This window comes from Cupriavidus sp. KK10, from assembly GCF_018223725.1.
In the GTDB taxonomy this organism is placed as follows: Bacteria; Pseudomonadota; Gammaproteobacteria; order Burkholderiales; family Burkholderiaceae; genus Cupriavidus; species Cupriavidus necator.
The window spans coordinates 738,193-760,298 of record NZ_CP073677.1; the positions used below are offsets into that span (position 1 = coordinate 738,193).

18 protein-coding genes are annotated in these 22,106 nt (G+C 68.4%); 8 read left to right on the top strand and 10 right to left on the bottom strand.

The window, feature by feature from the left end; translation table 11 throughout:
- Positions 1-516 precede the first annotated feature (516 nt).
- From KB879_RS03685 to KB879_RS03700, 4 genes are all read right to left on the bottom strand, one after another.
- The gene (locus tag KB879_RS03685) at positions 517-1,815 is read right to left on the bottom strand and encodes an MFS transporter (protein ID WP_211980777.1); all 1,299 of its coding nucleotides are present in this window, start codon (positions 1,813-1,815) and stop codon (positions 517-519) included.
- An 83-nt stretch (positions 1,816-1,898) separates the two neighbouring features.
- A complete protein-coding gene (gene hutU, locus KB879_RS03690) occupies positions 1,899-3,593 on the bottom strand; it encodes a urocanate hydratase (RefSeq protein WP_211980778.1) in 1,695 nt (564 codons plus the stop codon).
- A gap of 188 nt (positions 3,594-3,781) precedes the next feature.
- Positions 3,782-4,528, bottom strand: coding sequence for a histidine utilization repressor (hutC, locus tag KB879_RS03695; protein ID WP_211980779.1), 747 nt, complete (start codon positions 4,526-4,528; stop codon positions 3,782-3,784).
- A gap of 46 nt (positions 4,529-4,574) precedes the next feature.
- Positions 4,575-7,958, bottom strand: coding sequence for a diguanylate cyclase (locus KB879_RS03700; RefSeq protein ID WP_211980780.1), 3,384 nt, complete (start codon positions 7,956-7,958; stop codon positions 4,575-4,577).
- 287 nt (positions 7,959-8,245) lie between these two features.
- Between KB879_RS03700 and KB879_RS03705 the strand changes: the two genes are divergently transcribed.
- The 3 genes from KB879_RS03705 to KB879_RS03715 all read left to right on the top strand — a co-directional run bounded on the left by KB879_RS03705 (position 8,246) and on the right by KB879_RS03715 (position 10,200).
- Positions 8,246-8,770 (top strand): hypothetical protein, encoded by a 525-nt coding sequence (locus tag KB879_RS03705; protein WP_211980781.1) that lies wholly within the window; start codon positions 8,246-8,248, stop codon positions 8,768-8,770.
- Between the two features lie 44 nt (positions 8,771-8,814).
- Positions 8,815-9,213 carry a nuclear transport factor 2 family protein gene (locus tag KB879_RS03710; protein ID WP_211980782.1) on the top strand — a complete coding sequence of 133 codons (399 nt, stop codon included), beginning with the start codon at positions 8,815-8,817 and terminating at the stop codon, positions 9,211-9,213.
- Positions 9,214-9,312: 99 nt separating this feature from the next.
- On the top strand, positions 9,313-10,200 hold the full coding sequence (locus KB879_RS03715; RefSeq protein WP_013955744.1) for a c-type cytochrome: 888 nt from the start codon (positions 9,313-9,315) through the stop codon (positions 10,198-10,200).
- 9 nt (positions 10,201-10,209) lie between these two features.
- On the opposite strand, the gene KB879_RS03720 is transcribed toward KB879_RS03715, so the two are convergent.
- The gene (locus tag KB879_RS03720) at positions 10,210-11,298 is read right to left on the bottom strand and encodes an acyltransferase (RefSeq protein ID WP_211982112.1); all 1,089 of its coding nucleotides are present in this window, start codon (positions 11,296-11,298) and stop codon (positions 10,210-10,212) included.
- 333 nt (positions 11,299-11,631) lie between these two features.
- Between KB879_RS03720 and KB879_RS03725 the strand changes: the two genes are divergently transcribed.
- Both KB879_RS03725 and KB879_RS03730 read left to right on the top strand, forming a co-directional pair.
- Positions 11,632-12,096 carry a (2Fe-2S)-binding protein gene (locus KB879_RS03725; RefSeq protein WP_010813052.1) on the top strand — a complete coding sequence of 155 codons (465 nt, stop codon included), beginning with the start codon at positions 11,632-11,634 and terminating at the stop codon, positions 12,094-12,096.
- Between the two features lie 16 nt (positions 12,097-12,112).
- On the top strand, positions 12,113-14,371 hold the full coding sequence (locus tag KB879_RS03730; protein WP_211980783.1) for a xanthine dehydrogenase family protein molybdopterin-binding subunit: 2,259 nt from the start codon (positions 12,113-12,115) through the stop codon (positions 14,369-14,371).
- A gap of 36 nt (positions 14,372-14,407) precedes the next feature.
- Here KB879_RS03730 and KB879_RS03735 read toward each other — a convergent pair whose 3' ends face one another.
- Positions 14,408-15,211: an anti-sigma factor gene (locus KB879_RS03735; RefSeq protein WP_153954879.1), complete on the bottom strand. Its 804-nt coding sequence runs from the start codon at positions 15,209-15,211 to the stop codon at positions 14,408-14,410.
- Complete coding sequence (locus tag KB879_RS03740) at positions 15,198-15,830, bottom strand: RNA polymerase sigma factor (RefSeq protein ID WP_211980784.1); 633 nt, start codon at positions 15,828-15,830, stop codon at positions 15,198-15,200. Before KB879_RS03740 ends, KB879_RS03735 begins: the two co-directional genes overlap by 14 nt.
- Positions 15,831-16,009: 179 nt before the next feature.
- Between KB879_RS03740 and KB879_RS03745 the strand changes: the two genes are divergently transcribed.
- The 3 genes from KB879_RS03745 to KB879_RS03755 all read left to right on the top strand — a co-directional run bounded on the left by KB879_RS03745 (position 16,010) and on the right by KB879_RS03755 (position 17,752).
- Positions 16,010-16,888, top strand: a complete 879-nt coding sequence (locus KB879_RS03745) for a metallophosphoesterase (protein WP_211980785.1) — start codon at positions 16,010-16,012, stop codon at positions 16,886-16,888.
- 12 nt (positions 16,889-16,900) lie between these two features.
- Positions 16,901-17,275 (top strand): cupredoxin domain-containing protein, encoded by a 375-nt coding sequence (locus tag KB879_RS03750; protein WP_013955750.1) that lies wholly within the window; start codon positions 16,901-16,903, stop codon positions 17,273-17,275.
- 189 nt (positions 17,276-17,464) lie between these two features.
- A complete protein-coding gene (locus KB879_RS03755) occupies positions 17,465-17,752 on the top strand; it encodes a hypothetical protein (protein WP_013955751.1) in 288 nt (95 codons plus the stop codon).
- A gap of 78 nt (positions 17,753-17,830) precedes the next feature.
- Here the strand turns inward: KB879_RS03755 and KB879_RS03760 are convergent, their stop codons facing one another.
- From KB879_RS03760 to KB879_RS03770, 3 genes are all read right to left on the bottom strand, one after another.
- Positions 17,831-19,372: a lytic transglycosylase F gene (locus KB879_RS03760; RefSeq protein ID WP_211980786.1), complete on the bottom strand. Its 1,542-nt coding sequence runs from the start codon at positions 19,370-19,372 to the stop codon at positions 17,831-17,833.
- Between the two features lie 181 nt (positions 19,373-19,553).
- Positions 19,554-19,964: a hypothetical protein gene (locus tag KB879_RS03765; protein ID WP_211980787.1), complete on the bottom strand. Its 411-nt coding sequence runs from the start codon at positions 19,962-19,964 to the stop codon at positions 19,554-19,556.
- Positions 19,965-20,261: 297 nt separating this feature from the next.
- Positions 20,262-22,013 carry a SulP family inorganic anion transporter gene (locus KB879_RS03770; RefSeq protein WP_211980788.1) on the bottom strand — a complete coding sequence of 584 codons (1,752 nt, stop codon included), beginning with the start codon at positions 22,011-22,013 and terminating at the stop codon, positions 20,262-20,264.
- Positions 22,014-22,106 lie beyond the last annotated feature (93 nt).

Below are 22,106 nucleotides of genomic sequence, written 5' to 3' on the forward strand. Positions count from 1 at the left end.
CTGTGGCAGGGACGGGCGTCTGTGTATTGCGGGAAGGCTGGGCGGCGATGTCGGGGCGCCGGGCCGGCCTTGTCGTGGTTCAGCGCGGCAACAGGTGCCGGGGGCTCGCCGGGATGGCGAAGGGGGTGGGCAAGGCGGGGTCGGTCATGTGTGTCCTCCTTTGTTTTTGGCATCGGCCGGGACGCCGGGCGGCGTGCCGGCATACCCGTCTGGCGCTGTGGGCGGCGGCCTATATTGCACGCGCCGTGCCAGGCCGAAGGGGCTGCAGGCGTTGCACAACTTATTGAATACAAAGGGAAAAAGGATGTGATTCCGGCGCACGGTTCGGGAATCCGGACCGGAATGCGACAACGCCGTTCGGGAATCCGAACGGCGTTGTAGGTGTTAACCCCCGGTTTTAAGGGGCTGGCAGCAGGCTCCCCGCTCCCGCACGCGGGACAGGGAGAGCAAGGCCCAGACAAGCTTGGGTGGCGTTGGCGCACCCTGCGCGAGCGGTCTGCGCCGGCGCCAGGGAACTCATTTCAGCCGCCGTCCCAACGTTTCCGGCACCATCGCCAGGCCGATCAGCGACACCAGGCCGCAGCCGATCACGTACAGCGCGGGCGCATTGACATTACCGGTGACCTGGATCAGCCGGGTCGAAAAATACTGCGCAAAGCCGCCGAAGATCGCGATCGCCACGCAATAGGCGATCGACAGCCCGGTGGCGCGCAGCCGCTGCGGCAGCACTTCGCTGACCAGCACCATCGAGGCCGGCGCGGTCATCGACATCGGCACCGACAGGCAGCCCACCACCACCAGCAGGCGCGTGAGCGACGGCTCGGCGTTGATCAGCACGAAGGCCGGGTAGACCATTGCCAGCAACGTCACGCGCGACCACAGCACCACGGTCTTGCGGCCGATGCGGTCAGCCAGCCAGCCCGCGAACGGCGACAGCGCCACCTGCACCAGCGCTGCCACGCACGCGGCCCAGATACCCAGCGACAGCGGCATCTTCAGCACGCTGACCGCGTAGTTGCTGAGGTAGTACACGACGATATAGGTCGACGAAGCCAGGCCGATCATCAGCAGGATGCTGGCGATGACCTCGCGGCCATGGCGGCGCAGCAGCGGCCATTGCGCGGCGTGCTCGCCATGGCGCACGGGCGTGGCGGTTTCTTCCAGCCGGCGGCGAATCACCAGCCCGACCGGGATCACCAGGATGCCGATCATGAAGGCGAGGCGCCAGCCCCAGGCTTCCAGGTCTGACGGCGCCAGCACGTTGCTCAGCACCAGGCCGGTGATCGCGCCCAGCAGCGCCGCCAGGCCCTGGCTGAACGGCTGCCATGCGGTATAGAAGCCGCGCGTGCGGTCATCGGCGTATTCCAGCAGCAGCGCGGTCGATGCGCCCATCTCGCCGCCGATGGCAAAGCCCTGCACCAGCCGCGCCACCACCACCAGCACCGGCGCCAGGATGCCGATCTGGGCGTACGGCGGCGTCACCACGAAGATCAGCGAGCTCAGCCCCATCAGCCACAGCGTCAGCGCCACCGCCGGCTTGCGCCCGGCGCGGTCGGCGTACATGCCGATCAGCAGGCCGCCCAGCGGGCGCATCAGGAAGCCGACGCCAAAGGTGGCGAACGACATCAGCAGTTGCCCGGTAGGGTTGTCGACCGGGAAGTAGAGCCGGCCGATCAGCGTGGCAAAGAAGCTGTAGACGACGAAATCGTAGAACTCCAGGCCATTGCCGATGGTGATGGCGGCAATGGCGCGCGTGCGTGACAGCTGCGCCTGGGGCGCAGCGACCGCCACGCCGGCGGTGGTGTCGATGGACATGGGTGTCTCCGTAAAACGATAAGGCGCCGGCCGGGGCGCACGTGGCGGCCCCGGCGGCAGAACGGCTCTTGCTGGCCGCGGGGTTAGTCGCGCGATGCGTGGTTCAGCATCGGCAGGTCCAGGCCCTGCTCGCGCGCGCAGTCGACGGCGATCTGGTAGCCGGCGTCGGCATGGCGCATCACGCCGGTGGCGGGGTCGTTGTGCAGCACGCGGGCGATGCGGGCGGCGGCTTCATCGGTGCCGTCGCACACGATCACCACGCCGGAATGCTGCGAGAAGCCCATGCCCACGCCGCCGCCGTGGTGCAGCGAGACCCAGGTGGCGCCGCTGGCGGTGTTGAGCAGCGCGTTCAGCAGCGGCCAGTCCGACACCGCATCCGAGCCGTCCTGCATGGCTTCGGTCTCGCGGTTGGGGCTGGCGACCGAGCCCGAGTCCAGGTGGTCGCGGCCGATCACGACCGGCGCCGACAGCTCGCCGCTGCGCACCATCTCGTTGAAGGCCAGGCCAAGCTTGGCGCGCAGGCCCAGGCCCACCCAGCAGATCCGCGCCGGCAGGCCCTGGAAGCTGATGCGCTCGCGCGCCATGTCGAGCCAGCGGTGCAGGTGCTCGTCATCGGGGATCAGTTCCTTGACCTTGGCGTCGGTCTTGTAGATGTCCTGCGGGTCGCCCGACAGCGCGGCCCAGCGGAACGGCCCGATGCCGCGGCAGAACAGCGGACGGATATAGGCGGGCACGAAGCCGGGGAAGTCGAAGGCGTTGGCCACGCCTTCTTCCTTGGCCATCTGGCGGATATTGTTGCCGTAGTCGAAGGTCGGCACGCCCATCTGCTGGAACGCCAGCATGGCGCGCACATGCGCGGCCATCGAGGCCTTGGCGGCCTTGACCACCACCGCCGGCTCGCGCTGCGCGCGTTCGCGGTATTCGTCCCAGCTCCAGCCGGCCGGCAGGTAGCCGTTGAGCGGGTCATGCGCGCTGGTCTGGTCGGTGACCATGTCCGGGCGCACGCCGCGGCGCACCAGCTCGGGCAGCACCTCGGCGGCGTTGGCGCACAGCGCGATCGAGATGGCCTTGCCTTGCGAGGTATAGCGGTCGATGCGGGCCAGCGCGTCATCCAGGTCCGTGGCCTGCTCGTCGACATAGCGGGTCTTCAGGCGGAAGTCGATGCGGCTCTGCTGGCATTCGATGTTCAGCGAACAGGCGCCGGCCAGCGTCGCGGCCAGCGGCTGCGCGCCGCCCATGCCGCCGAGGCCAGCGGTCAGCACCCAGCGGCCCTTCAGGTCGCCGCCGAAGTGCTGGCGGCCGGCTTCGACGAAGGTCTCATAGGTGCCCTGCACGATGCCCTGGCTGCCGATATAGATCCAGCTGCCGGCGGTCATCTGGCCGTACATGGCCAGGCCCTTGGCGTCGAGTTCGTTGAAGTGTTCCCAGTTGGCCCAGTGCGGCACCAGGTTGGAGTTGGCGATCAGCACGCGCGGCGCGTCGCGATGGGTGCGGAACACGCCCACGGGTTTGCCCGACTGCACCAGCAGGGTCTGGTCGTCTTCCAGGCGAGTCAGGGCCTCGACGATGCGGTCATAGCATTCCCAGTTCCGGGCGGCGCGGCCGATGCCGCCATAGACCACCAGTTCCTTCGGGTTCTCCGCCACCTCGGGGTCGAGGTTGTTCATCAGCATGCGCAGCGGGGCTTCCGTGAGCCAGCTCTTGGCCGTCAGCGTGGTGCCGCGGGGGGCGCGGATTTCGGTGTCGCGGAAACGCGTGGTGGTGGTGGTCTTGGTCACGGGAACTCCTTCGGTCGTGCTGGTCTGGAACGCTCGCTTTTTCGAGCGACGCATAGGCATGTATATTCCTGTATATACAAGTACGTATAAATCGGGGTAATCCCGTAGAACGACCAGCGTCAGCGCGGCGCTTTAATCACAAATGATGTCGGAGTCCCTTGTGCCCTCGCGGGCGGCCAACTCCGGGCCTAGGACGTGAACCGGCCTTCCAGGCGATGCAGCGAGCCGGGATGCACCAGCCGCACCGACGTCACCACCCGGCCCGCGGACCAGGTGCGGCGCCGGATCAGCAGGCACGGCTCGCCGCGCTGGATGGCCAGCAGCCCGCACTCTTCCGGCAGCGCCAGCACGGCCTCGACCACATGCTCGCCTTCGGTCAGCGGCGCGATGCGGGACAGGTATTGGTAGGGCGTTTCGCTGGTGAAGTCCTGCGTCAGGTAGTCCGGCGCCACCGCGGCATTGACATAGCGGTCCTCAAGCTGGATCGCCACATCGTCCTCGTAATGCACGATCACGGAATGGAAGACCCGTTCCTCCAGCGCCACCTCCAGTGCTGCGGCCTGTGCCGGGCCGGCGCGTTCCGCCTCCAGGCTGATGACCTGCGCGTGATGCCGGTGTCCGCGTGAAGCGATGTCTTCGGCAATATTGTTGACCGCATACAGCGCGGTCCGCCGCTTGGGTTCGGCGACGAAGGTGCCGACGCCCTGCAGCCGCACCAGCATGCCTTCCGCGGTCAGCTCGCGCAGCGCGCGATGCACGGTCATGCGGCTCACGCCCAGAGACTCGACCAGTTCGGTCTCGGACGGCACGCGGTGATGCGGCGGCCAGCTGCCGTCAGCGATCCTGCTGCTGATGTGCTGCTTGACGCGCGCATAGAGCGGCGCCGGCATAGAGTCGGACACGAGCGACAACGGGTTCCCCTTGGGTTTGGCCATTCGGCCATGCGACAGGCGCCGAATTTATCATGGCCCGGCACCCTGGCTACGATGCCTGCGCGTCGCGCTGCTGGCATCCGGCCAGGAACACGTCCAGCGCCACCGGCCGCCCGATCACATACCCCTGTGCATAGTCCACCCCGATCGCGCGCAGCGCGTCGAGGGTGCGTTCATCCTCCACCCACTCCGCCACCGTGCGCACCCCCAGCCGGTGCCCGATGTCGTTGATCGAACTGACGATCTCGCGGTCGACCGCGTTGTCGGCTAGTTGCCGGATAAAGCTGCCGTCAATCTTCAGGAAGTCCACCGGGAACTGCTTCAGGTAGGCGAACGATGACAGGCCCGAGCCAAAGTCGTCCAGCGACACGGTGCAGCCGGCGCGCCGCATCTCCGCCACCAGCCGGTTGGCCGCGGCCATGTTGTTGATCAGCGCGGTTTCCGTGATCTCCAGCCGGATGCGACTGGCGGGCAGGGCGCTGGCCTCCAGCTCCGCATGCAGGAAGGGCAGCAGGAAGGGCTCGCCGAGCGAGTTGGCCGACAGGTTGATCGATACCGACAGCCCGGGCACGGCGCCCAGGCGTTCGCCGTAGCCGCGCAGCACGTTGCGGATGACCCAGCGGTCGACGTGGCCCATCAGGTCGTAGCGCTCGGCGGCGGGAATGAAGGCGCCGGGCATGATCAGCTCGCCGTGCTCATCGACCATGCGCACCAGGATCTCGATATGGCGGTGTTCGGCGCCGTCTTCGTTCTGCTCGGGCTGCAGTGCGCGGATCTCCTGCGCGAACAGGCGGAAGCGGTTGGCTTCAAGCGCCGAATGGATGCCGGCGGCGACTTCCAGTTCGCGGTGGTGGCGGCGGGCATCGCTCTCGTCGCGGCGGTAGACCGAGACGCGGCTGCGGCCGGCGGCCTTGGCGGCGTAGCAGGCCACGTCGGCACGGCTCATCAGTTCGCTGACCGGAGGCACGTCCAGGTCGATGGCGGCGATGCCGATGCTGGCGCCCACGTCGTACACGCGTCCTTCCCACGGGAAGCGGCGGCCGCGGATGGCATCGATCACGCCCTGGCAGACCTGCTCGGCTTGGTCGACGGTGCAGTCCTTGAGCAGCAGCGCGAACTCGTCGCCGCCGAGGCGTGCCAGCACGTCGTCGGGGCGCACGTGGTTGCGGATCATGTAGCCCAGTTCGCGCAGCAGGACGTCGCCGGCGCCGTGGCCGGCGGTGTCGTTGACGATCTTGAAGCGGTCCAGGTCGATAAAGCACAGCGCGGCGCGGTGGCCGTGCAGCCGCGCCGCGTCGCAGGCTTCGCGCAGGCGCTTCTCGAACCAGGTGCGGTTGGGCAGCCCGGTCAGCGCATCGTGCATGGCCGAACGCGCCAGCTCGCGCTGCAGCGCGCGCGCGGTGGTGATGTCCTGGAACACCAGCACCGCGCCCAGCACCTCGCCGCGCGCGGTCAGCACGGGCGCGGCCGAGTCCTGCACGTCGTGGCGCTCGCCGGTCAGGCTCTGCAGCACGGCGCCGACCTGCAGGTAGGCGGGCGCGAGCGTGCGCAGGCAGGCTTCGACCGGGCTGGGAATGGGGTCGCCGGTGGCTTCGTCGACGATGCGGAAGACCCGCGCCAGCGGCAGGCCGTTGGCGCTGGCCATGGTCCAGCCGGTCAGCTGTTCGGCAATCGGGTTCATGAAGGTCACGCGCATGGCCGCATCGGTGCAGATCACCGCATCGCCGATCGAACGCAGCGTGATGTGCAGGCGTTCCTTCTCTTCGAACAGCGCCTCGGTCAGGCGCCACTGCTCGGTGATGTCCCAGTTGGTGCCGACCAGGGCCTGCGCGGTACCATCGTCGGTGCGCGTGACCATGGCCATCGCGCGCACGTGGCGCACATTGCCGTCGGGACGCGCGATGCGGTATTCGGTATCGAACCGCGCCTCGCCGCGGATGGCCTGGCGCATCTCGCCGCTGACGCGGCTGACGTCGTCCGGATGCAGCATCGCGATCCATTGCTCCACCACTGGCGTGCCGCCCGCGGGGTCGGTGCCGTGCAGCGCGTGCATGCGCGCGTCCCAGGTGATGCCGGTGCTGGTGAAGTCCCACTCCCAGATGCCCACGCCGCCGGCTTCAGCCGCCAGCTGGATGCGGCGCGACAGCCGTTCCAGCTCTTGCTGCGCCAGCTTGCGCGCGTGGACGTCTTCCACCTGGGTGATGAAGTGCTGCGGCTCGCCGGTCTGTTCGTCGCGCACCAGCGATACCGCCAGCAGCACCCAGCGGTAATGGCCGTCCTTGTGGCGGTAGCGCTTTTCCAGGCGGTAGGACTCGATCTTGCCGGACAGCAGGTTGTCGACCTGGAGCAGGTCGCCGGTCAGGTCGTCGGGATGGGTCAGCTGCTGGTAGCTCAGCTCGCGCAGCTCGGCCGCGCCGTAGCCCAGCAGCTCGGTCATGGCACGGTTCACCGTCTGCCAGCGGCCGTCCATGCTGACCAGCGCCATGCCGATGGCCGAATGCTCCATGGCCTGGCGAAAGCGCTTGTCGCTGCTGCGCAGGCTGGCGCGGCCATGCCGGTTCTGCTCGGTCAGGTAGGCGATGCAGACCGGGAACACCATGATCACCGCCGCCGACAGCGGCACCGCTTCATGGCGGTGCGCAAGCAGCATCAGCGCCTGCAGGCAGAGCGTGGCAACCAGCGTCAGCAGCGCGGTGGCAAACGGATTGCCGGCCAGTGCCACCAGCACCAGCGGCAGCGACATCGCGGCAAACGGGTCATGGCCCTGCCACTGCGCGAAGGCGCCGATGGCCAGGCACAGCGCCAGCGCGCCCGCCTGCGGCGCCAGCAGCGGCCGCGCGATGGCAGCGCGCACGCGCACCGCCGTCATCGACAACATCATCGGCAGCAACAGCGCCATGCCGAGCGCGTCGGCCTGCCACCACGTCCACCAGACCGAGGCGAAGCTGGTGCCATGGGTCGTGGCGATGGCCATGGCGCCGGCAGTGGCCCCCAGTGCCGGCGCCAGGATGCCGCCCACCGCCAGCATCACCGCGAACGCGGCCAGCGGACCGTGGCGCCCCAGGGCGGCATGCCGGTCCAGCAGGCGCAGCAGTCCGAGCGCGAACAGCATCTCAGCTAGGTTGGCGCCGGTCAGCATCAGCGCGGTGGCGACGCTGTCGCCGGCCGCGTGGTTAGCCAGCACGCTGGCGCCCATCATGCCCGCCAGCAGCCACGGCCCCTCCGCGCGCGGCCGGTGCAGCAGCAGGCCCAGCCCGAAGGCGTTGGGCAGCCACACCGCCGCCACGGTACCGGGCAGCCGCGCCAGCCACAGCGCAGCCGCCGCCAGCACGAAATAGCCGGCGCCGGCCAGCAGCAAGGGCAGCCAGCGGCGCTGCGGGGCGGAAGGGCCTGGAGCGGCCTGGTGGCTCGGCGGGGCCGTGTCGGGCGTCATGGACGAGAACGATGCAAAAAAGGCGGTGCGTCTGGGTGGGAAGGAGGCGGCTTGCCCGGCGCGCCCGGGGCGGCACGGCCCCGGAAGCGCGGACGGACTGCCGCCCAGCGTAGAGGGCACTGTAGGGGGGATGGCGGGCCGGCCATCGGCAGGACAGCGGGCAGGTTCGGGGCCTTGTTGCCACTGGTGTTTGGGGCGATTTTTTGGTAGGAGGTGGAAGCGGAGCCTGGCAGCTGTACGACGCAAGAGGCAGTGCGGGCTACTCGATGAGGGAAGGACAAACGGCCATGCGTGCCAGCATTCAATCAACAGACAAGTCCGCAGAACCTCTTTGGGAACGCGCTTGCGCCAGGCTCGATCCTGGATCTTGCGATCTTCCAATACGAGGTTTCGTCAGCCATGACCTGGAGCAGCTCGCCCCGCTGGCTTATTCGGCCTTTGCAGGTACGGTAGATCGCGCGCCGTTGGAGATATGGGCCCGCAAACTCTCGTCTATCGCCAGCAATCGTTACGGGCCGTTCCTGCCAACGGCTTCCTTCGTTGCTGCATCCGAGCGCTGGCGCTTGAGGGTTTTTCCATTTGCCGGGCCAGGATTTCCCCAGGCAACGATGTCTCGCAGCAGCTATTCCGAAAGCTCGGCTTCGAGCTTTGCTGCAACTGAGCAAAACGCCTCCACCGCGTGCAAGCGATTAGGAGGCACCCTTCGCCTGCTTAGGGGCGGCAGTTCCAGCACAGCCCCGATAACCCCGCCGATAACCTCCCCGGTAATCGCGCCGCGGCCCCGCCGCGCCCATCATGCAGACATGGCCTGACCCCAGGCCCTTCTCGGATTCCCAACCAAGACCAGGAGTACGCCATGTCTGCCGCCATTCAAGCCCAAGTCACTGCCGATCCCGCCGCCCTTGCCGACCGCTACCTCGCCGCCTGGAACGAGACCGACGCCGCGCGCCGGCGCGAGCTGGTCGCGCTGGCGTGGACGGAATCGGCAAGCTATGTCGATCCGCTGATGCGCGGCGACGGCCATGCGGGCATTGACGCGATGATCGCCGCGGTACAGGGGAAATTCCCCGGGTTCCGCTTTACCCGCGTGAGCCCGGTCGATGCGCACGGCGAAAACCTGCGCTTTACCTGGGAACTGGGCCCGGCGGGAGAGCCGGCGCTGGTGGTCGGCACCGACTTCGCCACGATTTCCGCCGATGGCCGGCTCGCGCGCATGACCGGCTTCATCGACCGGGCCCCGGCCGGGCTGGCCTGACCGGGGCGCGCGCCGCCGCTATGTGGCCTGCCCCACCGACAGCCCCCCGCCCACTGGCCGCAAGCTGCTGCATCCAGTGCGGCGGACAGGGGAGAGCAAATGGCGCGATTTCTGCGGGTGGCGGCATGGGGGCTGGCCGGCACGGTTGTTGTCGTGGCCGTGGCGGCCTATGCCGCGGTATGGGTTGGCGAGCGCAAGGCGGCGCGCATTGTCGCGGTCAAGGTTTCACCCATCGCCATCCGTGAAGACGCTGCCGGCATTGCCCACGGCAAGTACCTGTTCGAATCGCGCGGCTGCATGGAGTGCCACGGCGCCGGCGCCGGCGGCAAGCAGGTGATCGACGATCCCGGCGGCCTGCGCGTGCGCGCGCCGGACCTGACGCAAGCCAATCCGGCCATTGCCGCCTACCAGCCGGTTGACTGGGTGCGGAGCATCCGCCATGGCGTGGCGCCCTCGCACCGGCCGCTGCTGATCATGCCCAGCGAGGATTACAACCGCCTGAGCGACGAGGACCTGGGCGCGCTGGTGGGCTACCTGCGCAGCCTGCCGCCGGCGATGGGGGCGCCCGCGGAGATCCGCATGCCATGGCTGGTGCGGGCGTTGTACGGTGTGGGCATCGTGCAGGACGCGGCCGCCAAGATCGACCACAGCTTGCCGGTGCAGCCTGCAATGGTGCCGGCGCCCACGGCCAGCTATGGCGGCTACGTCGCCAATGCCTGCCTGGGGTGTCACGGGCCGGACTTCCGCGGCGGCAAGATCCCGGGCGGGCCGCCCGACTGGCCGCCCGCGGCGGACCTGCGCCCCGTGCCGGGCGGCGCCATGTCGCGCTACGGCCAGGCTTCGGCCTTTATCGCGATGATGCGCAGCGGCAAGCGGCCCGATGGCAGCGCAGTGAGCCGCGTGATGCCGTTCGATTCGTTCGGACGCATGAACGATACCGACCTGACCGCGCTCTATCTGTTCCTGACCGGCATGCCGCAGCGCTGAGCGCGCGCGTCAGCGCCGCGCCAGCCGCCGGCCGGCGGCGATGCCGGGCAGCTCGACCCAGCGGTGCAGCAGCAGGGCCAGCGCCAGCGCCAGGCCGGCATCGATGGCAAAGCGCAGCAGCTGCAGCGCAGTCTGGTCGGGCGCCAGTTCAGGCATCAGGCGCTTGACGCCCTCGATCACGGTGGGGTGCGTCAGGTAGAGCGCATACGACAGCTCGCCCAGCCAGACCAGCGCGCGCGGCACGCGCAGCACGCCGGTGTGCTCGGCCGCCACGGCGCCGGCCAGCAGCAGCGCCGCGGGCAGCCCGCGCCCGGCCAGGCTGAAGTCGGGCCCGACCAGCGGCAGCGACAGCGCGAACGCGGCGCAACCGGTTGCCAGCATGCCCACCGCCATGGCCGGCGTCAGCAGGTGGCGCCAGCGCGCGTAGGCCCACGCCAGCCCGCAACCCAGCAGGAATTCCAGCACCAGTGGATTGCTGGCCATGGCCAGCCACGGCGTGGCGAACGGGTAGCCCTGCGCGGGATCGGCCGCCAGCGCGCCGAAGCGCCACCACGGCAGCACCAGCGTGGTCAACGCAAAGGCCGCCAGCACCACCAGCAGCGCGCGCCGCCCGGCCAGCAGCAGGCCCAGCGCGAAGGCGGCGTAGAACGCCAGCTCATAGTTGAGCGACCAGCCCACGTACAGCGCCGGATAGCCGTAGTACGGCGCGTGGCCGGTGGCAGTCGGCAGGAATGCCAGCGACGCCGCGAACACCGCTGGTGTGACCGGATTGAGCAGCAGTGCATGGATGGCCGACATGGTCCAGTACGGCGGTGCCAGCCGGCAGCAGCGCCGGATCATGAAGCTGAGCGGGCGTTCGGGCTGGGGCCGGGCCAGCACCGCGACCCAGGCGATGATGAAGCCGCTGATGACAAAGAACACGTCCACGCCGACATGGCCGCGCTTGATCACGTTGTCGGTCAGCCAACTGAGCGCCGGCGCATCGGCGCCGCCCAGCGCCAGGCCGGAGTGGTAGACCACCACGAACGCGGCGGCCAGCCCGCGCAGGGCCTGGATGCTGTCGAGCCGCGCGACTGACGGGGACTGGGCCGCCGGCACGCGCGTGGCAGCGGTGGCGTGCGGGACCGGTGCCGCGGAGGCGCCGGGATAAGTGTGATCTGGAATAGTCGATGGCACTGTTTCAGCGACAGGAATCGGAAAGCGAAGGGATTCATGAGGGACAGCCGCCGCATGCCCAAAGTTCGTGCAAAGTCGATCCGGGGGCAGGCTAGTGCGCATGGTGTTCGGCAAGGTGACCGAAATTGCACTATCCTCACTTGTCCCTTGCGCCAGGCTGCGGCGCATGGGCAGTGCCCGCGCGCCGCACGATTGCGCCCGGCGGGGGGGCACTGGAAAGAACCAGCGGGCAACGTACCCAAGGAGTGTCCCCCCATGACCACCCTCAATATCAACGTCAACGGCAAGACCCGTGAAGTCGACGTGGACCCGTCCACGCCGCTGCTGTGGGCGCTGCGTGACAACCTTGAAATGACCGGCACCAAGTTCGGCTGCGGCATGGCCGCATGCGGTGCCTGCACCGTGCACGTCAACGGCCAGGCCACGCGCAGCTGCGTGACGCCGGTATCCGCCGCTGCCGGCGCGCGCATCACCACCATCGAAGGCATCGGCACTGACAAGGTCGGGCGCGCGGTGATGGACGCCTGGCTCAAGCACGACGTGGCGCAATGCGGCTACTGCCAGAACGGCCAGGTGATGAGCGCCATCGGCCTGCTGCGCACCAAGCCGCGGCCTACTGACGCCGACATCGACCAGGCCATGGCCGGCAACCTGTGCCGCTGCGGCACCTACCAGCGCATCCGCGCGGCGATCAAAGACGCCGCCCGCGCGCTGGCCTGAGCGGGAGGAAACCAATATGCGTATCCGAGGCATCGAAGCCCTGGCAGGCGGCCAGGCCGGCAATAGCGGTGAAGCGCGCCCGAACACCGGCGTGGCCACGCTGGACCGCCGCAGTTTCCTGAAGCTGACCGGCCTGGCCGGCGGCGGCCTGGCGCTGGGCGTGGCCCCGCTGGCGCAGGCACAGGAGGGCGCCAAGCCCAAGGCGCCGCCGCCGGCGCCGCAAGCATTCCTGATCATCGCGCCGGACAACACCGTAACCGTGGCCGTGAACCGGCTCGAGTTCGGCCAGGGCGTGCACACCGCGCTGCCGATGGCGCTGGCCGAAGAGCTGGACGCCGACTGGCGCAACGTGCGCGCCACGCTGGCGCCGGCTGGCGACCCGTACAAGGACCCCGCCTTCGGCATGCAGATGACCGGCGGCTCCACGGCGCTGAACCACTCATTCGAGCAATACCGTGAACTGGGCGCGCGCGCCCGCGCGATGCTGGTGGCGGCGGCCGCGCAGCAGTGGAAGGTCGATCCGGCCAGCTGCAAGGTGGAGCAGGGCGTGATCACGTCCGGCAGCCATCGTGCCACCTTCGGCGAACTGGCGCCCGCGGCGATGGAGCTGCCCGTGCCGCAGCGGGTCACGCTGAAAGACCCGTCGCAGTTCCGCATCGTCGGCAAGCCCACGCCGCGGCTGGATGCGCGCGGCAAGATGGAAGCGACCACGCCGTTCGGCATCGACACGCACCTGAAGGGCATGGTGGTGGCCGTGGTGGCGCGCCCGCCGCGCTTTGGCGGCAAGGTCAAGAGCTTCAGCGCCGACAAGGCGCGCGCGGTGCAGGGCGTGCGCGGCGTGCTGCAGGTGCCGGTCGACCGCGGCGGCAGCGGCGTGGCGGTGATTGCCAGCGGCTACTGGCCGGCCAAGATGGGCCGCGATGCGCTCGACATCCAGTGGGAAGATGCGGGCTCGAAGGTGTCGTCGCAGGCGTTGTTCGATGAGTACGCAAAGCTGGCCGGCCAGCCCGGCACGGTGGCGCGCGCGGGGAGCGGGGATATCGGCTCGGCCATCAACGGTGCCGCGCGCAAGATCGAGGCCGACTTCCGCTTCCCGTACCTGGCGCACGCGCCGATGGAGCCGCTGAACTGCACGCTGCAGCCGGAAGTGGCCGGCGGCAAGGTGCAGTCGGTCAAGGTCTGGGTGGGCTCGCAGTTCCAGACCGTGGACCAGGCCGCGGTGGCGCGCACGCTGGGGCTGGCGCCGGACAAGGTGGTGCTCAACACCATGATGGCCGGCGGCGGCTTCGGCCGGCGCGCGGTGCCGACCTCGGACTACATCGTGGAGGCGGCCAACGTGCTCAAGGCCTGGGTGGCCGCCGGCCACACCGAGCCGCTCAAGGTGGTCTGGAGCCGCGAGGACGATATCCGCGGCGGCTACTACCGCCCGCTGCACCTGCACCGCGCCCGCATCGGGCTGGATGCGCAGGACAAGGTGGTGGGCTGGCAGCACACCATCGTCGGCCAGTCGATCCTGAAGGGCACGCCATTCGAGCCCTTCATGGTCAAGAACGGCGTGGACGCTACCATGACCGAGGGCATCGTCGAGAACGACTATGACCTGCCGCTGCAGATGTCTGTGCACCATCCGCAGGTGGACGTGCCGGTGCTGTGGTGGCGCTCGGTGGGCAATACGCATACCGCCTTCGTCAAGGAAACCCTGGCCGATGAAATCGCCGCGGCCGCGAAGCAGGACCCGGTGGCATTCCGCCTGGCCCGGCTCGACGAGAAGAAGCACGCGCGCCACCGCGCCGCGCTGCAGCTGGCGGTGGACAAGTCCGGCTACGGCAAGCGCAAGCTGCCCAAGGGCCATGCCTGGGGCGTGGCCGTGCACGAGTCGTTCAACACCGTGGTGGCGTATGTGGTCGACGTCTCGGTGGTGAAGGGCGAGCCGCGCGTGCATCGCGTCACCGCCGGCGTGCATGCCAACCGCGTGGTCAACCCGATGTCGGCCGAGGCCCAGATCCAGGGCGCGTGCATCTTCGGACTGGCCATGACCAAGCCGGGGTTTGCCATCGAGATCGAGAACGGCGCCGTGAAGAACAGCAACTTCCCGGACTATCCGCCGCCGCGCATCACCGATGCGCCGGTGGTGGACGTGTTCTTCGTGCCCTCGCAGGAGAACCCCACTGGCCTGGGCGAGCCCGGTGTGCCGCCGATCGCGCCGGCGGTGGCCAATGCGCTGTTCACGCTGACCGGCAAGCGCCAGCGGCAGTTGCCGTTCGTGATGGCGTAGACGGGCCTGGCACGATGACCGGCGGCGGCGCGAGCGCTACGGCGTGCCGCCGCTGGCCACGCGCCATGCCTTGCTGAAGCGTTGCAGGTCGGCCGCCGACGCATCGGTCACGGCCCAGTATTCCATGCCGCCTGTCTGCCAGTGCGCAATCTGGTAGCCCTGCCGGGTCAGGGGGCTGTCGAAGTCCGGCGCCGCCATGCGCGCGCCCGCGCCGTGCAGCACGAACACATCGATCGGATGCTGGTTGCGTCGATAGACCAGCACCGCCACGCGCTGCCCGTGGAGGTAGTCGAGCCGTCCGCCAACGAGTGGGAAGCCCTCTGCCGCCAAGTCATGGACCGGCGGCGCGAAATCCAGCCGTCCGTTGAACCATGGCTTGACCGTGTGCCGATCCGTCGATGCCACGTCGATGGCGTGGTCGGCGATCAGCGCGCGCACGTGACTGCTGACCACCTCCCGCGCCATGGCGTCTTGCGGGGAATCCCGCAACATGAACCACGTCAACCCAAACGCCATCGAGGCCACGGTCAGTGCCGCCAGTGCGGCGTTGACGGCCGGGCGCCAGGCAAACCACTCGAGCCAGCGCGGGCGCGATGTCTCGCTACCTGCCGGCACACCGGCCGCGGGCAGCGCGGCAGCGATCCGCGCGCGCAGGGCGGGACTTGCGCGATGATAAGTCGCGCCTTCCCGTACCGCCGTGCGCAGCGCGCGCAGGCGTCCCAGTTCGGCCGTGCACGCGGCACATTGCGCCAGGTGCTGCTCCAGGCGCAGGCTTTCCGCCGCGCCGAGTTCGTCGTCGGCGCAGGCGGGAAGCAGTTCGCAAACCTCATTGCAGTCCATGACCTGTCTCCCCGGCGGGGTGCGGTGCCGGCGCCAGCGCGCCGGATGGCGAGCGAGCGTGTGCCGGCGCTTGCGCCGTGCCCTGCTGCTGCAGCGCCGTCACCACCGCCGCCAGCATGCGCCGCCCGCGCGCGAGCCGCGACATGACCGTGCCGATGGCGATATCCGCGACACGGGCAATGTCGCGGTAGGGCAGTTCCTCCAGTTCACGCAGCACCAGCACTTCCCGATAGGCCACCGGAAGCTGCTCCAGCGCACGGTGCACCAGACGCACGTCTTCCTGCCGCAGCAACCACTGCTCGGGGCTGTCCTGGCCATCGTGCCAGGCCGGCAGGGGCTGGTTTTCGTGCAAGTCGTCATAGCTGCACACCTCGCCGGCCGATTTGCGCTTCTGGCAGGTGGTGAACCACGTATTGCGCACGATGGCGAGCAGCCACGGCCGCGGCTGCTCGCCGCGGAAGCTGCCAAAGAGCCGGTAAGCGCGCAGGAAGGCTTCCTGGACCACGTCGTCGGCCTCGCTGGCGCTGCCCGACAACCAGCGCGCGAGGTTGTAGGCGGCGTCCAGTTGCGGGAGCACCAGCTCCTCGAAGCGGCGGCGATCGTCGGATGCGTGATCCATGCGTGCCTTGGTCGGTTTGTGCGCCGGCGCCGCGCCGGTGGCGCACGTCCCGGGTATACCGGGGTTCCACTCAGTTTATTCCCAGTACGGGCGGATTTTTTGCGGTTCCGCATTGCCGGGAATAAAGCCTCCCGCAAGCCGGTATGACAGGCACATCCCTGCAACCAGACGGAGCCACCATGGACACACTGAAGCGACGCGATTTCCTCAGGCTGGCGGGTGCCGCAGGTGGCGCGGTGTTTGCCTCCGGGCTGCCGGGCTGGGCCTTCGGGCGCGATGAGGACTTCTATTTTGTGCAGTTGTCGGACGCACACTGGGGCTTCCAGGGGCCGGCCAATCCCGATGCGCGCGGCACGCTGCCCAAGGCCATCGCCGCCGTCAATGCGCTGCGGCAGCCGCCCGATTTCATCATGTTCACCGGCGATCTCACCCACACCACCGACGATCCGCAGGAGCGCCGCCGGCGCCTGCGCGAGTTCCAGTCCGTGATTGCCGGCCTGGGGGTCAGGACGATCCACCTGATGCCGGGCGAGCACGACGCCAGCCTCGATGCGGGCGCGGCCTACCAGGAGCTGTTCGGGCCGACGCACTACACCTTCGATCACAAGGGCGTGCATTTTGTCGTGCTCGACAACGTGTCCGATCCGGCGGGGCGGGTCGGGGATGCGCAGCGCGCATGGCTGGCGGCGGACCTCGCGCGGCAACCAAAGGGCGGGCGCATCGTGGTGTTCACGCACCGCCCGCTGTTCGATCTGTATCCGCAATGGGACTGGGCCACGCGCGACGGCGCGCAGGTGATCGACACCCTGATGCCCTATCCGAACGTGACCGTGTTCTACGGCCACATCCATCAGGAGCATCACCACACGACGGGCCACATTGCGCATCACGCCGCACGCTCGCTGATGTTCCCGCTGCCGCCGCCGGGCTCACAGCCGCAGCGCCTGCCGGTGCCGTGGGATGCCGCGCAGCCCTATCGCGGGCTGGGCTGGCGCGAGGTCGAAGCGAAACCGGCGCCCGGCGCGTTCGCGCTGGCCGAGCAGCCGATCGCGACCTGACCGGAGCCAGCCATGAGAATGTCATCGATGGTCGGGCGGCGCACGGCGCTAGCCTGGATGCTTGGCCTCGGGGCGGCGGTGCTGGCCGGCACCGGCCGGGGCGATGCGGCGGCGCCGCGCGTCATTCGCGTCCACGCGCGCAAGTTCGTCTTTACCCCGAATCACATCCCGCTGCGTGCCGGCGAGTCGGTCGTATTCGAACTGACGGCACAGGACGTGATCATGGGCTTCAGCGTGCCGGATTTCGGCGTGCGTGCCGACGTGCCGCCAGGCGCGACCGTGCGTTTGCCTGCAACGGCGCGCGGCAGCGGCAACTACGGCTTCCTGTGCGACATCTTCTGCGGATCGGGGCACGAGACCATGAACGGCGTGATCGAGGTCATGTAGGCGCCGCCCGCCGGATCCCTGGCGAGCCCGCGGGCGTGACGGCTGGTGTTGTAATCGCGCAGCCCGTGGGCGGCCCTATTGCCTTTGCCCTGCGAGCCGCGTAGAACGTTGGAAAACGGCACCCGGAGAGGGCCGGCAGCCGCTCGTGGTGGGCGGCGGAGCACAACGCCAGAGGATCGAGGTGTGGCCATGGAGACCCAAGAGAGCGCGCTGACGCTTGCCCTGATGACCGAACCCGCGCGGGCCAGGATCTGCCGCGCGCTGCTGGAAGCCGGCGAGGACGGGCTGCCCGCCCCCGCTCTGGCGCAACTGGCCGGGCTGAGCCTGCCGCGTGCCGCACACATGTTCCAGGAACTGCTGCAGGCGGAAGTGGTGGCACTGTCCATCCGCGAGCGCCAGGTCTGCTATGTGCTCAAGGCCCGGCGCGCGGTGCGTGATGCGCTGGGCTATATCGACAGCAGCGGCCTGGCCGACTGATCCTTGCTGTGTGGCCGGGCGCAGGTCGGCGCGGCCCGGTTCCACCGCCGTCCCGCCAGCGCGGGCGCCGGCGGCAGGCTACTTCCGGACTTCCTTCAGTGCCCGCTCACGCGCGGCTTCCCGGTCCTCCATGAGCCGGTAGGCCGCGTAGTACTTGAAGATGTTGCGCACATAAGTGGTGGTTTCGATGCCGATCTTCTCCGCCACCACGATCTCGACATTGTTGAACCACTTGTCGGGGTCCAGCCCGCGCGCCGCAGCCTCCTTGCGCATCTTGGCGATATTGCCGGGCCCGGCGTTGTAGCTGGCGAAGGCGAACAGCGGCCGGTTCGATTCCGAGAAGTGCGCGTCGGGGAAGTACTTGGTCATCAGCCGGTCCATGTACTTGGCGCCGGCGTGGATGTTGGACTCGACCATCTTGATATTGCCCACATTCAGTTCCTTGCCGGTGGCGGGCATGATCTGCATGATGCCGACGGCGCCCACGCGGCTGCGCGCCTGCTGGTTGAGCTGCGACTCCTGGAAGCCCTGTGCCGCCAGCATCAGCGGGTCGAAGCCATAGTCCTTGCCGTACTTCTCGAAGAAGGCAACGGTCTGCTGGAAGCGCTTGTATTCGGCGTCCTCGGTGTTGTTCTTGATCTGCTTGACCCGGCGCATGGATTGCTTGATCAGGTATTCCGCCACGCCCTGCCTCTTGACGTGGTTGATATAGAAATCGTCGATTGCCTGCCGCAACTGCGGGCTGTTCTTGCGGAAGGCCCAACCGATATAGCCGCCTTCGCGCACCGCCAGGTCCTGCCGCACCTTGATGTCAGGCAGGATCTGCGCCCACATCGCCGCCTTCCAGTCATCGACCACCACGATTGCCAGCAGGCCCGCATTGACCATCTCGAGCACGTCTTCGTCTTCGAGGGCATCGGGCAGCAGCACCAGGTGCATCGGCGCCTTGCCGGACTGGCGCAGGCGCTCGTTCAGCGCGGTCAGGCTTTCGTAGTAGCTGCTTGCGCGGCGCACGTGGACGGTCTTGCCTGCCAGGTCGTCCAGGCTCTTCAGCGCCGGCGACTTGGGGCCGGTCACGATCAGCTCGCGCACTGGCTTGCGGTCGCGCGGCGCGGCAAAGTCGACCATCTTCAGCCGTGCCTCGGTCTCGGTCAGGTTGCCGGCGGCGATATCGCCCAGGCCCGCCGCCAGGTCGGGCAGCAGGCGGTCGCGCGTGGTGGGGATGATGATGATGGTGAGCGGGCGCTTGCCAAGTCGACTGGTGTAGGTCTTGTTCAGGTAGCGCTCGAATTCCCGCACCAGTTCCGCGGTAATTCCGCGCTCGTGGCCCTTGTCGCTGAAGTAGAGGGTGCGGCTGTAAGGCACCAGCACGCGGATGACGCGACTGTTGACCATCACGTCGAAGTCGCCGGTGCGCGGCTTGTTGGCCAGGTTCAGCCCGCGCGGCTTCGCGGGCGCTGCCGTGCCGGCCGCGGCTTTCGCAGCCGGCGCCGCCGCGGGTGCCGACGCCGGCGCCGGCTTCTGCTGTGCTACGGCAAACGTGCTGCCCGGGCTGAACGCGGCCATCAGGCCTGACAGGAGCAGGCCTGTAAACCAGTGGTGCGGACGGAGAGCGGGCATGGCGCAGATGGCAAGCCGGGCGAAAAAGCCCGCGACTTGCTCTTATCGAGTCTAGGCGCGATCCGGCTTGTTACAAGCCGCCAACCCCCGATGTTCCCGCGGGCAAAAGGAGGGAAGACGACAGGCAAAAAAATGAAGGTGGCCGGCTGATCCCGGCCACCTCGTTCTGCGCCGGCTGGCGCTATTGCTTAGGCGCGGCCATCTGGTCCTTGGCCACTGCGTCCGCAGCCTTGTTCTCGACCTTGCGCTCCTGCTTGGCAGCGCCGACGTCCTGCTTGTACTCGCCCTTGGCCGCCTTCTTCTTGGCCTTGTACTCGGCCGAGGCCTTCTGGCGTGCCTCTCGGCGCTCGACCAGTGGATCCTTGGGTGGTTGAACCTGGGTCATGCCAGGCGATGCGCTTTGGGAGCCTGCCGCGGCGGCGGGGACGGCTGAGGTTGCCGGGGTGGCCGGCATGCCCTCGGCGGCCGGAGTTGCCGGCGTGGCCGGGCTGGCCGGTGTCTGGGCAATCGCCGTGGCGCAAGTGAGGCCTGCCAGTCCTGCGGCAATCGCGCCGACGATCTTGGGAAGGCGAGCGGGCTGTTTCAGATCCATGGAGAACCTCCGGAGTCGTTGTCCGAGACGCCGGCGACGGATGCGCCGACGTGGCGTAGGCCGCACATCCCTGCCGAAACGGGAATGCAACGGTGCCCTCAGTCTAGGCAGCGAGGCGGTGTTGCGCTGTCGGGCAAGCGCCGAAGCGGGGGCGGAATACTCCTACAAGCGCGCAGTGACGAAGATGTTGCGCACTTGCGACAGCGGAGCCAACGCCGCACGCCATCCGTCGCCACGGTTCGCGCTCGGCGATGTCGCCTTGCGCCAGTACGATGGCTGGCCCAGCGCCATCGCGCTTCAGGTGGGCGTAGCGGTCTGGTTTGCAAGGTAGTGGTCGACCGCAAGATCCATGCTTTGGAACAAGCGCTCGCGCCCGAGTGTGTCCCCAAGGGACGACCGCCGAACCATCTCCAGCACATTGGGATTCAGTTCCACCAGCCAGAGCATCACGCCGCCTTCGCGCATCTTCTTTTCGGCTTCCGTCAGCATCCGCAGCGCCGTGTACTCGAGGTCAAAGACGCCGACAAGGTCGAGCACCACCACCCGGGGATTCGCTGCAGCAATGATGGGCCGCATCTTGTGCCCGATGTGTCTCGCATTGGCGAAGTAAACGCGGCCCTCCGGCCTCAGCATCACCATGCCAGGATAGGTCACGTCGGCGGGATGCTCGGCGGACTGCGGCCGGAATACATTGGTGCCGGGCTTGCGTGCCAGGACATAGACTGGCGGATCGGAAGTCTGGTAGGCCAGCGCCAGCAGCGAAACAATGATGGCGGCGGCAATGCCGTTCAACGTCCCTAGCAGCACGACGCCGGCACAGGCTACCACTGCCCAGAGGAACTCCGTGCGCCGGATGCCAAGGATGGCGCGAAACTCCGCCGGCTGGATCAGTCCCACCGAATAGGCGATGACCACTGCCGCCAGCGCGGCCTCCGGCATCAGGCCGATCAGCGGTGCCAGCACCAGCATCGCGCCCAGCGCGACGGCCGCGGTGATCAGTCCCGCCAGCTGCGATCTGGCGCCGCAGCGGCGGTTCACCGCGGTCTGCGTGGTTCCGCCGCCGGCAGCCATCGCGCCGAGGAATGCGCCACCCAGGCAGGCGAACCCCGTGGCCAGCAGCTCGCGGTTCGGGTCCGGCGCGGGTTCGCCGCTCTGCACGAAGGCGCGTCCGGCTGCGATGGTTTCCGTAAAGCTCATCAGGGCAATGCCCATGGCCGGCACCAGGAGCTGCATGACCAGATCGGGATCCGGCAGCGTGAGGGGCGGCAGGCCAGTCGGGACATGGCCAACGGTTTCAACGCCATGGGACTGCAACCCGAGCAGGCCGACTGCCGCAATCCCGATCCCCACCGCGATCAGCGGTGCCGGCGCGCGCGGCACCAGGCGTTCCATGCCGATCAGCAGCGCCAGGACCGTGACCCCAACGGCCATGGTTGCCAGCGAAGCGTGGGGAACGCCCTGGACCATGGCTGCGAGGTTGTGGAAAAACGCGCCCTTCTGGAAATGGATGCCGAGCAGCTTCGGAAGCTGGTCCACCACGATCACCAGCCCGATCCCGGCCTTGAAGCCGACCAGGACGGGCTCGGAGATGAAATCGGCAACAAAGCCCAGGCGCAGCAAGCGCGCGGCGACCAGGATGATGCCCACGAGGCAGGTGAGCGTGGCCGAAGCCGTCAGCAAGCTCCCGGTACCGCCTGCCGTCGTCGTATCGCTAAGCGCGGCTGCTGCCAGGATCGCCAGCGTGGTCGTGGTGCTGACGCTGAGCGGGCGCGAGGTTCCCAGCATGGCGTAGATCAGCATCGGCGCGAATACCGTATAGAGTCCGACCTCGACCGGCAGGCCCGCGATGGTGGCGTAGGCGAGAGCCTTCGGGATGACGACTGCCGCAACGGTCAGCCCGGCCATGACATCGGGCTTCAGCCAGTCGCGGTGGTAGTGACGCAGCCACTCGGGCCACGGCAATGCAAGCACGCCGGCCGAGTTGCGCAAGGTGCGGCAGGGATCGCCACCGGCGCGGTTGCGGCGACGGGAGTGGGATTCCACGTTCATGGAGGGTGATCCGGGCGGCGGGCTTGATGTTTGTCGTTGTCGTGCGGCGACCCATGTACAGTTTGGTCGAAATTACACGGAGCGGCAAATGCA